Below are 11,410 nucleotides of genomic sequence, written 5' to 3'. Positions count from 1 at the left end.
CTGCTCGTCATCGCCGTCCTCACCCTCCGCCTCACCAGCATCCGACGCCGCCGCCGCATCGAAAAACTGATCATCCTCAACAGCCGCGGCACCCCCCTCGGAACCTGAACATCCGCCTGCCCAGGCGGACGGCGAATCTTCCACGGAGACTGGCAGTGGTGACGACAGACCGGCGGCGACGGCATGCCGCGGCGCCGACGACGGCGCTCGCGGCCGTGAGCCTGTGAGGGGAGACGGTCAGGTGGCACACGTGGAAGGCGCCGCGGCGGCCGGGCGCGCGGAGCAGGCCCTGGCGCGGATCGCGATTCCCAACGCCGACGACGTGCGGGGGAACGTGACCCTGCCGACGACCGTGGCGGCGGCGCCGGACGCGGTGGTGCGGTGGACCTCGTCGAACCCGGACATCGTGTCCGACCAAGCGGACGGTGCGATCGCGGCGGGCGTGGTGAAGCGCCCACCGGCCGGGGCCGGCCCGGCCACGGTGACCCTGACGGCGCGCGTCACCGTCGACGCCGTCGAGGCGCGCCGTGCGTTCCTCCTGACGGTGCGGCCCGCGGTGAAGCTCGCCCCGTTCTCGCGGTATGGGATGGTGAACTTCGCCAGGTCGAACAGCCGCGCGGGGCAGCAGATCTACATGGCCACGAGCGTCGGCGACGACCCGACCCGGTGGGTGGCGGTCGACAACGGGCAGATGGTCCTCCAGTCCACCAAGGGCATGCACGCCGTGCGCGACCCGTCGATCGTCCGGTCGCCTGAGGGGGACATGTTCTACCTCGTCGCCACCGATCTGAACGTCGACGGCACGGCGTACGGGTGGAAGGGCTGGGACTGGGCACAGAGCGACGCCAGTCGCTGCATCGAAATCTGGGAGTCGCGTGACCTGCGGACCTGGTCGGAGCAACGGCACGTCCGGGTGGCCCCGGACGAGGCGGGGATGGCGTTCGCTCCGGAGGCGATCTGGGACGAGACGATCGGGGCCTACGTCGTCTACTGGACGTCGTCCATGTATCCACCCGGGACGTACTACACGTCTGACCGCGACGACCCGAACGGCCGCTATCCGCTGACGAGGAACCAGACCCTCTACGCCACGACGCGCGACTTCGTGACGTTCACTCCGGCGAAGGTGATGAGTGGCAGGCCCGGCCACGGGACGCTCGACGCCGTCATCATCCGGGACGACGCGGACGGGTCGTACCACCGGTTCGTCACCGACCGCGTCTCCACCGGCGTCGGGGTCACCGCGTACGTAGCCGGATGCGCCTCTGAGGACATCTACCAGGAGCGGGCGGCGTCCGTGCTCGCGCCGCCCGAGGACTGGGAGCTCGTCAGGGGCTGCATCACCCACGACGCGATGAACACCACGTACGCCGAGGCGCCGATGGTCGTCAAGGCGAACCCCGGCGACGTACGCGGGAAGGGCTACTACCTGTGGGCGGACCAGATGTGGGCCGGCGCACCCGCGGGGGACTACATGGAGGAGCAGCTCAGCCCTTACTGGGGCAAGGACCTCGCGTCCGGCGAGTGGACGCCCGTCACCTGGGAGACGCCGGGCTACGCCCTCGCGGACGGAGTGATCCGCCACGGGCACGTCTTCGCGCTGACCCAGGCGGAACACGCCGCCCTGCGCTGCGCGGACCTGTCGTCGGTTTCGGTGAGGACGCCGCCGGCCACGACCGTCTACGCCGTCGGTCAGTCCCTCGATCTGACCGGCCTCGTGGTCACGGCGGACTACACCGACGGCGTGAACGACGAGGTCCTGGCGGAGGGGTACGGCGGATACTCCGTGTCCGGATACGACCCGGCCGTCCCCGGGACGCAAACCGTGACGGTCTCCTACACGGTGACAGGCACGAGGGAGACCGCCTCGTTCCAGGTCCACGTCGTGGAGGCGTCCGGCTCGAAGCCTTAGGCCGCCGCGTCATCCTCGAACCGGCCATCCGGTCACGACCGGCCGCTCACCCCCGCCGCTCACCCCGGCCGGCCGTGACCGGCCGGGGTCCGCCGCCTGCTCGAGCACCGCCCCGTTCTCGATCAGCGGTAGCCGGCGGCGGTGACGTCGGCCTGGACCGCGTTCTCGGTGGCATCGGACGGGTAACCCGAGACGATGGCTCCCTCGTAGAAGGTGCCCTGGCTCAGGTTGGTGTTGGTGGCACAGCAGTCGCCGCCGCTGCCCAGGATGATCGCGCCCTGCTTCCTCATCGGGCTGTAGCCGCGGGGAAGCGCGCCGTCCCACAGCGTGGTCATCGCGCCGGACTGCGCGTTGCCGCCCTTGATGGCGAAGCGCGACGTGCCGTTGTTCTTCAGCATCGCGGTGACGAACTTGCTGGTGAACGCCCTCTGGTTGGGGTTCCACGACGAGCTGCCACCGGGGTAGAGACCGTATTCGAGGTCGGCCTGCACCCACGGGCCGGAGCCGGAGCAGCCGCCGAACCAGCAGCTCGTGCCGAAGTAGATGGCGTCCATCGCGCCGGCCCCGTCGGCCTTCCTGGTCGTCTCGCTGTTGCCGTAGTCGAAGCAGCAGCCGCTGTTGACGTGGGTGCCGCTGGTGATCATGTACATGCCCTCGGGCGCGCTGCCGGTTGGCACGCCGGTCAGGTGACCGTCCCGCCAGTAGCTGTTGCCGGGCTTGATGTACAGGGAGTAGGCCTTCCCGCCGCCGACCGTCAGCGACTCGGATGTCGCCGTCGCGGGGGTGTCCCTGCCGCCGGCACCGCCGGGTCCCTGGTAGGCGACGTCGTTGCCGTGCCCGGACTGGTCGTACACGACCGTGATGACGCAGGTGGTGCCGGCGCAGAAGGAGTCCTGCGCCGCCGCGTTGGCGATGCCGCCCGCGGTCAGCACGCCGATGTTCCTGGTCGCGTTGTCGGAGGAGCGCCGCACCTGGTACAGGTTGCCGCTGTAGGAGCGGAAGAGCGCCCGTGTCGTGCTGTGCGCGGCCACGCACGGCGTGCCCCCGGAGGCGTAGATGTCGCACGGCTTGCTCGCCACCGGTGTGGTTGACGGGCTGGCCGAAGGACTCGGGGAAGCGTTCGCGGAGGGACTCGCGGACGGGCTGGGGCTGGGTGAACCGGTGACGCCGCCGGTGCAGGTCACGCCGTTGAGGGCGAAGCTCGACGGCGCCGGGTTGGAGCCGTTGAACGCTCCGTTGAACCCGAAGCTGGTGCTGCCGCCGCTGGGGATGGCGCCGTTGTAGGAGGCGTTGGTGACCGTGACCTGCGAGCCGGACTGGGTATAGGTGCCGTTCCACAGCTGGGTGATGGTCTGCCCGGCGGAGAACGACCAGGTCAGCTTCCAGCCGTTGACCGGGTCACCGAGGTTGTCGATGCTCACGTTCGCGCCGAAGCCACCCGGCCACTGGTTCGTCACCGAGTAGTCCACGCGGCAGCCCGTGGCCGCATGCGCGGCGGGCGCGGTCAGCGCACCGACTGCGCCGGCCACGGCGACGAGCCCGATGGCAAGCCAGGGCCGCAGGCGAGGGACCTTCATCCGTACTCCCGGGGTTCGTTTCACGACTTTCATGTGGTCGGCGACAGCACGGGCGGCTCGGAGCTCTCACGAGCGGGCGGAGAGGGCGGGTCGTGCTGTTAACGCTAACAATTGATTGGCGGAGTCTGTCCTTCTCTGTCGGAGCATGTGTGGTGGTGGTGCGCCGGAGCAAATACGACGCGAGGGAGCCTCGTCAAGGGCCGCGCCTTCTCCGCGCCCGCCTTCGGACGGCCGGCGGCCCGCCCCACCTGCTCCCCATCACGGCGGGGGCCGGTCCCTCGTCAGGTTCGGGTGGTGAAATTTTCACCGCCGTGCCGCCATAACGTTCTCGGCTTCGGAGGCCCGGTCGCAGACCGATAGAACGTTCTACGACGGACTTGCGGAACGTTCATTATTCCTATCGCCGATCAGCGCAGGCAGCGGGAACCGTCTCCCTCGTGCCTCTACGAAACTTTTTCGTGATGCCTTGACAGGTTTCGTCGAGGTTTCCACACTGAGTCCCGAAGCGGACTCCTGCCGGGGTCGGTGGTGCGCGGCAGGGTTCCCGGTTACGGCGCCGTGAGCGCCGCATCCGCGGAGGCGTCGGGCCGGCGAATTCACCAGATCCGGCTTTCGCTCTCGTGAACGTCGATGGAGCGCCGGCCGGCCTCAGTTCCCCGCAACCGGCATCACCGTGCGCGGCGTGGTCGCCGTGTCCCCCCTGGAGTGCGCATGAACACGTCCGCATGGTTCCGCACCGCGTTGCCCGCGGCCACGCCCACCGCCACCTGCACGAGCCCTTGATCCTCGTCATTCGCCATGCGTCCGTAGCTCACCAAAGGAGGATCCGTGCGGAAACTGGGAGTTCTACTCGCCGCGGTCGTTCTCGCAGGCGCCCCGATCGCCCTGCAGCACCCGGCCGACGCCCTGGAGAACGGCGTGGCCCGCACGCCGCCCATGGGCTGGAACAGCTGGAACACGTTCGGCTGCAATATCAACGAGACGTTGATCAAGCAGATGGCCGACACCATCGTCGGCTCCGGCCTGCGCGACCTGGGCTATACGTACGTCGTGGTCGACGACTGCTGGTTCAACCCCACCCGCGACTCCGCGGGGAACCTCCAGGGCAACCCCTCGCGATTCCCCAGCGGGATGAAGGCGCTCGGCGACTACCTGCACGCCAAGGGGCTGAAGTTCGGCATCTACCAGGTGCCGGTGGACAAGACCTGCGCGCAGTACTTCGGCGGCTACCCGGGCGCGACCGGCAGCCAGGGACACGAGGTCCAGGACGCCCGGCAGTTCGCCGCCTGGGGCGTGGACTACCTGAAGTACGACTGGTGCTCGCCCAACGGCAGCATCGACGACCAGGTCCGTACGTTCGCGAAGATGCGTGACGCGCTGGCGGCGACCGGGCGGCCGATCGTCTACAGCATCAACCCCAACAGCATCCACGCGAAGACGGGGCCGCAGCGCGACTGGGGCGACGTCGCCAACATGTGGCGGACGACCGAGGACATCACCAACAAGTGGGACACCGGTCAGACCAACGGCTATCCGATGGGCATCCAGAACATCGTCAACGTCACCGTCCCACTCGCGTCGTACGCGAGACCGGGAGCGTTCAACGACCCGGACATGATGGAGGTCGGCCGGGGCGGCATGACCGACACCGAGATGCGCAGTCACTTCGCCCTCTGGGCGATGATGGCCTCACCCCTGATCGCCGGAAACGATCTGCGCGGCATGGACTCGGCGACGGCGGCGATCCTGAAGAACCAGAACCTCATCGCCGTCAACCAGGACCCGCTCGGTCTCCAGGCCCGCCAGATCAGCAATGACGGGACCCGGCGCGTGCTGGCCAAGAAGCTCGCCAACGGCGACGTCGCGGTCGCCCTGTTCAACCAGGGCGGCAGCACCACCACGATCAGCACCACCGCGTCCGCGATCGGGCTGTCCGGCGGTTCCTTCACCCTGCGCGACGCGTGGACGAACGCCGTCAGCGGCAGCACCGGCACCATCTCGGCGAGTGTGCCGTCGCATGGCACCGTCGTCTATCGGGTCAGCGGCGGCGCGACCCCTTCACCGACTCCCACGCCGTCGCCGTCCCTCACACCGTCTCCGTCCCCCACGCCGTCCCCCACGCCGTCGCCGAGCGGGCGACCCGGCGGGTGCACGGCGACGTACCGGCTCGTCAACAACTGGGGCGGCGGCTTCCAGAGCGAGGTGACCGTCGGCAACACCGGATCGGCCGCGCTCAACGGCTGGACCGTGACGATGACCCTGGCCGGCGGGCAGACCGTCACGAGCCTGTGGAACGGCGTGAACACCGGCACCAGCGGCGCGATCACCGTCAGGAACGCCCCCTACAACGGCACCGTCGCCGGCAACGGGTCGACGACGTTCGGATTCACCGCCGAGGGCGACGGCTCGATCGCCCCCACCGGCGTGACCTGCACGAGCCCGTGACCGAGCGGGATGCCGTGACTCACGAATCGGCCACTCACAGATTGGGGAAACACCTGTGCGACATGTCAGCTCCTTCCACCGGCGGTTGAGGCTGTCGGCCGCCGCCGTCGCCGCGCTGTTGACGGCCGGCGTCGGTGTGGCCGGTACGCACGCCGCGTCGGCGGCCGCGTCCGGATGCAAGGTGACCTATACGGTCACCAACCAGTGGCCGGGCGGCTTCGGCACGAACGTGAGCATCGACAACCTCGGTGACCCGGTCAACGGCTGGAAGCTGACCTGGTCGTTCTCCGCCGGGCAGACCATCACCCAGCTGTGGAACGGCACCTACACCCAGTCAGGCTCCCAGGTCACGGTCACCAACGTTTCCTACAACGGCGCCATCCCCAGCGGCGGCAGCACCAGCTTCGGGTTCAACGGAGCGTTCAACGGCTCCAACCCGGCGCCGTCGAGCTTCGCCCTCAACGGCGTGACCTGCACCGGCGGCGTCACCTCCCCGTCGCCCGGCACCTCCCCCACCGCCTCCCCCACAGCCTCCCCCAGCGTCTCGCCCTCCGCGTCTCCCTCGCCGCCGTCGTCCAGGCAGCCGTGTGACATCTACGCCGCGGGCGGCACGCCGTGCGTGGCGGCGCACAGCACGACCCGGGCCCTGTACGCGAACTACAACGGCTCGCTCTACCAGGTGCGCCGCTCCTCCGACAACACCACGCGCGACATCGGCGTGCTGAGCACGGGCGGCGCCGCCGACGGCGCCGCGCAGGACGCGTTCTGCGCGAACACCACCTGCCTCATCACCAAGATCTACGACCAGTCCGGCCGGAACAACCACCTCACCCAGGCGCCTCCCGGCGGGTTCTCCGGCCCGGCCGCGGGCGGCTACGACAACCTCGCGACCGCCACCAAGGCGCCGACCACGGTCTACGGCCACAAGGCGTACGGCGTCTACGTCGACCCCGGCGTCGGCTACCGCAACAACGCCACCAACGGCGTCGCCAGGGGCGACCAGCCGGAGGGCATGTACGCGGTATTCGACGGCACCCACTACAACGGCGGCTGCTGCTTCGACTACGGCAACGCCGAGACCAACAGCCGCGACAACGGCAACGGCACGATGGAGGCCATCTACTTCGGCAACATCAAGGTGTGGGGCTACGGCACGGGCAACGGCCCCTGGGTCATGGCCGACCTGGAGAACGGCCTGTTCTCCGGGGTGAACCCCGGTTACAACGCCAACGACCCGAGCGTGAACCACCGCTACCTGACCGCCATCGTCAAGGGTGAGCCCAACCACTGGGCGATCCGGGCCGGCAACGCCCAGTCGGGCGGTCTGTCGACCTTCTACGACGGCAAGCGGCCCAACGCCTCGGGCTACAACCCGATGAAGAAGGAGGGCGCCATCATCCTCGGCATCGGCGGCGACAACAGCCACGGCTCCGCCGGCACCTTCTACGAAGGCGTCATGACGTCCGGCTACCCGACCGCGGCCACCGAGAACGAGGTGCAGGCCAACATCGTCGCCGCCGGATACAGGTAGACCGGCGACGACAACGAGGGATCGGGCCTCCCCCGGGCACAGCCCCGGGGGAGGCCCGCCGCCGGTTGGGCCGTCCGCGTCAGGCCGTCGCCTCGGGCGCGCGGGGCCTGCCGTAACTCGATGGCCGGAACGAGGCCGCCTGTGGGACGGTGTGGGCGTGTCCGAGCAGATATCGCCGCCTCGCACCGTGGAAGAGGCGATCGCCGCCGAGCAGGCGGGCCGTTCCCTGCGCTACCTGTACTTCTGGGGCCACCGGCCGGCCCGCGACGGCGGCGTCGGTCCCGGCTGCCTGTCACAGTGGTGGCCCGTCGCCTTCACCGAGGACGGCCACACCTTCGCCTCCGCCGAGCACTACATGATGGCGCACAAGGCCTGGCTGTTCGGCGACGCGCGGACCGCCGAACAGGTCCTCGCGGCCGGCCACCCGGCCGAGGCCAAGAAGCTCGGCCGGGCCGTACGCGGCTTCGACGAGCAGGTCTGGGTCACCCACCGGTTCGACATCGTGGTCCGCGGCAGCGTCGCCAAGTTCGGCCAGAACCCCGAGCTTTCGCGCTTCCTTCTCGCGACCGGACGCCGGGTCCTCGTGGAGGCCAGCCCACTCGACCGGATCTGGGGCATCGGCCTGGCCGCGGGCGACGAACGCGCCGCCTCCCCCTCGACCTGGCAGGGCCTCAACCTGCTCGGCTTCGCCCTGATGGCGGCGCGCGACGCGCTGGAGACCGGCGCGTGAGCGCGGACGCCTCCACCGCCCGGCCACGTCGCGCGGGCCGGCCCGCTCACGACACTGTGCCGCTCATCCGCCGCGCCGGGCCCGCTGACGCCGACGACGTCGCCGAGGTGTTCCTCGCCGCCCGGGCCGCGATGACCTATCTGCCCCGGCTGCACTCCGACGAGGAGACCCGGGCGTGGATCGCCGGCGTCATGCTCCCCTCGTCGCAGGTGTGGGTCGCCGACCTGCACGGCCGGGTGGCCGGGTTCGCCGCCCTGCGCGGACAGTGGCTCGACCACCTCTACCTCGCGCCCGCCGCCCAGCGCGGCGGCATCGGGGGCACGCTGCTCGACCACGCCAAGAAGAGGCGCCCCCGCGGACTCGACCTGCATGTGTTCCAGCAGAACACGGGCGCCCGGCGGTTCTACGAGCGGCACGGCTTCACCCTCGTCGCGGAGGACGACGGCGGCGGCAACGAGGAGAACCTGCCCGACGCCCACTATCGCTGGCGGCCCTGACCATTGCCCGTCGACCTCCCGATCAAGGGCGCGGCCTGCCGGTCGGGTTCTAGCCGTTGGCCACCAATCGCCACCGGTTGTCGGCGGTTCCGTTGTCGGAGTCCTGGACGGCCTGGGCGCCGTTGGCGGTGGAGTTGTTCTGGATGGCGAGCAGCTTGCCGCTGTTCACGTTGCGGATCTTGTAGGTTCCGTCGCCGTTGTCGACCAGAGTCCACCGGTGGTCGGCGGTGCCGTTGTCGGACCACTGCAGGACGCGGGCACCGTCGGTGGTGGACATGTTCTCCACGCCCAGCACCTTGCCGCTGTTGACGTTGCGGAACCGCACGGCGTTGCCGTCGGTCACCATCACCCAGTTGTGGTCGGCGGTGCCGTTGTCGGTCCACTGCAGCGCGAGACCGCCGTCCGCGGTGGACATGTTCTGGATTCCGAGGACCAGGCCGCTGGCCGCGTTGACCAGCCGGTAGCTTCCCGTCCCGCCGTTGCCCTGCCCGCTGGTGCTCCAGTAGACGGTGTAGTTGTGGCCGTGCGCGTCGTAGAACGGGCCCAGGTTGACCGTCGAGCCGTTGGCCGTCGCCGTGAAGGCGAGCGCCGTGGTGCTGGTCCGGGTGATCGACCCGGTGTTCAGCGAGGGCAGCGCCGACAGCGAGGTGTTGCCGTAGTTGCCCGACAGCACGACCGGCCCGTACGTGACCGCCGCGACGTTGGCGTTGTCGTTGGCGGCCTTCACGATCACCCGCATGGGCAGCCGCACGGTGACGGTGTCGCCGGAGGTCCACGACCGGGTGAGGACGGCGTAGGTGCCGGGAGTGGTGGCCACGTTCTGCTGGGCGCCGTTCACGCTGATCGTGGCGCCGGAGGCCCACGACGGGATGCGGACGCGCATGGACCACGAGCCACTCACGTTGCCGGTGACCTGCAGCGTCGTGGTGTCGCTCGCCGGATAGGACGTCGTCTGGGTGACCGTGATGCCGCGCTGGGTCCAGTTCAGCGTCGACGGCATGAACAGGTTCACCGTCAGCGTGGTGCCGTTGTAGAAGTAGATGGAGTCCATCAGCCTCGTGTTGACCTCCACCCCCGTCCCCTGGCAGCACCAGAACGAGTTGTAGTCGGTGCTCCACGTGCCGCCGCCCCACGCCGGGCCCACGCCGCGGCGGCCGCCCGGCTTGAGCGGGGTGAAGTAGGTGACGTGCCCGTGGCCGTCGGACGGGTTCTGCGCACCGATGACGTGGTTGAGCAGCGCCTGCTCATAGAAGTCCACGTACGCGACCCGGTCGGGGTTGAGCGTCCACAGCTCGCGGGTCAGGTTGAGCATGTTGACGGTGTTGCAGTGCTCGCAGGTGTCGTTGGTGAGATACCCGGCGATCGCGTTGGGCGCCCGGAAGTGCTCGGCCTGGCTGTTGCCGCCGATCGCGTAGGTGTGCGCGCCGACGGTGATGTTCCAGGCGTTGGTGGCGATGTCGCGGTAGCGGGTCGTGCCGGTCGCCTTGTACTCGCGGGCCGCGCCGATCCACTTAGGCACCTGGGTGTTGGCGTGCAGGCCGTTCAGCTGGTCCTGGTTCGACGCCAGGGGGTTGAACACGGCGGCGTGGTCGAACCGCTGCGCGACGGTGAGCCAGCGCGCGTCGCCCGTCTGCTGGTAGATGTCGGTCAGCACCGCGTTCATGCCGCCGAATTCGGTTCCCAGCATGTTCTGCATCTGGCTGCTGCTCAGCCTGCTCGTCCGCCCGTCGACCCAGCTGGCCAGCGCCAGCAGCACGTCGCGCGCCTGCGTGCTGCCGATGAGGCGCCACACGTCAAGCAGGCCCGTCAGCGTCTTGTGGATGCAGTAGTACGGGACGTTGCCGTTGCTCAGCGTGCGGGCTTCGAGGGCGGTGAAGTCAGACTCGGGGAAGCCGGACAGGTATCCGGTGGTGAACCCGGCTGCGCCGTTGTTCGCCTGGCACTTGGCCAGTTCAGCGACCATTGCGGTGGCCTTGTCCCGGCAGGTGGTGTCGCCGAGCACGGCCCACGCCTGCGCCCATGCGGTGAGGAAGTGCCCCTGGACGTGGGTGCGGAACGGGAAGTTCGGGGCGTCCCACCCGCCGTTCGTCGCGGCGCCACCGGTGGACAGCCGGTGGTTGGCCCGGAAGTTGTACAGCAGCCGGTTGACGTCGACGTACTTGAGATAGGAGAGCGTGCGGTTCTGGTTGTCCAGCCAGCGGCTCGTCGTCAGCCGCACCTGGCCCAGCTCGAACGGGTACGCCGAGACGCCGATGTCGGGCCGGGCCGGCGCGACCGCCGCTCCGGCCGCGGAGGCGCTGGCGACCTCTCCGACGGCGGAGGCCACGACGGCGACACCGGCGGCCTGGAACAGCCTGCGCCGGCTGAAGGATGAGGGCGACACCTGTCCTCCTGAACGTCTTCACACTGTTAGCGTTAACAAAAACACGCGTTCGCCATCCGGCGTCGGATGACGTCGAACGAGGCGCGGGACACCCGCGGAACCAACCGGCGTGCCCCCGGTCATGGGAGCGTGCGGTGGGCGGCGGAACCGCCGCCCACCACCGCTCCGACAGGAGACCACCCGGGCTCAGTGTGGGAAACCGTCACGAAAACTGTCAAGACCGGGCCGGAAAATTTCGCATGATCCTTGTGGGCGGAAACTCTCCTGCCTGCGGCGATAGCGACGCTCTCTTAGCAACGTTTCGGAGAATGCCCCAGTTGTGGTGGCCTCGGCTG

At 69.4% G+C, this 11,410-nt stretch carries 7 protein-coding genes; 5 read left to right on the top strand and 2 right to left on the bottom strand.

The features are described 5' to 3' along the window. Nucleotides 1-241 precede the first annotated feature (241 nt). Nucleotides 242-1,912, top strand: coding sequence for an immunoglobulin-like domain-containing protein (locus ACIBK1_RS36510; protein ID WP_396740208.1), 1,671 nt, complete (start codon nucleotides 242-244; stop codon nucleotides 1,910-1,912). Between the two features lie 122 nt (nucleotides 1,913-2,034). Here ACIBK1_RS36510 and ACIBK1_RS36505 read toward each other — a convergent pair whose 3' ends face one another. Next, nucleotides 2,035-3,489: an arabinofuranosidase catalytic domain-containing protein gene (locus ACIBK1_RS36505; protein ID WP_396740206.1), complete on the bottom strand. Its 1,455-nt coding sequence runs from the start codon at nucleotides 3,487-3,489 to the stop codon at nucleotides 2,035-2,037. Nucleotides 3,490-4,317: 828 nt separating this feature from the next. Here ACIBK1_RS36505 and ACIBK1_RS36500 point away from each other — a divergent pair. The 4 genes from ACIBK1_RS36500 (at nucleotide 4,318) to ACIBK1_RS36485 (ending at nucleotide 8,692) form a co-directional block, all read left to right on the top strand. Next, entirely contained in the window at nucleotides 4,318-5,934 is a 1,617-nt protein-coding gene (locus ACIBK1_RS36500) for a cellulose binding domain-containing protein (protein ID WP_030512580.1), read from the top strand. 55 nt (nucleotides 5,935-5,989) lie between these two features. Further along, on the top strand, nucleotides 5,990-7,465 hold the full coding sequence (locus tag ACIBK1_RS36495) for an arabinofuranosidase catalytic domain-containing protein (RefSeq protein ID WP_396740204.1): 1,476 nt from the start codon (nucleotides 5,990-5,992) through the stop codon (nucleotides 7,463-7,465). 151 nt (nucleotides 7,466-7,616) lie between these two features. Further along, nucleotides 7,617-8,195, top strand: a complete 579-nt coding sequence (locus ACIBK1_RS36490; protein ID WP_030512579.1) for an NADAR family protein — start codon at nucleotides 7,617-7,619, stop codon at nucleotides 8,193-8,195. Continuing rightward, complete coding sequence (locus tag ACIBK1_RS36485) at nucleotides 8,192-8,692, top strand: GNAT family N-acetyltransferase (RefSeq protein WP_081904083.1); 501 nt, start codon at nucleotides 8,192-8,194, stop codon at nucleotides 8,690-8,692. Before ACIBK1_RS36490 ends, ACIBK1_RS36485 begins: the two co-directional genes overlap by 4 nt. Nucleotides 8,693-8,741: 49 nt before the next feature. Here ACIBK1_RS36485 and ACIBK1_RS36480 read toward each other — a convergent pair whose 3' ends face one another. After that, nucleotides 8,742-11,075 carry a beta-L-arabinofuranosidase domain-containing protein gene (locus ACIBK1_RS36480; RefSeq protein WP_396740201.1) on the bottom strand — a complete coding sequence of 778 codons (2,334 nt, stop codon included), beginning with the start codon at nucleotides 11,073-11,075 and terminating at the stop codon, nucleotides 8,742-8,744. Between the last annotated feature and the right edge of the window lie 335 nt (nucleotides 11,076-11,410).

The sequence above is a fragment of the Microbispora rosea genome (assembly GCF_044460045.1).
GTDB lineage: Bacteria > Actinomycetota > Actinomycetes > Streptosporangiales > Streptosporangiaceae > Microbispora > Microbispora rosea.
This window is presented reverse-complemented; position numbering and strand designations above follow the sequence as displayed.

What these genes read in the sequence shown, in the direction of transcription:
- ACIBK1_RS36505 (WP_396740206.1), bottom strand. Translation starts at nt 3,489, where the DNA reads ATGAAGGTCCCTCGCCTGCGGCCCTGGCTTGCCATCGGGCTCGTCGCC.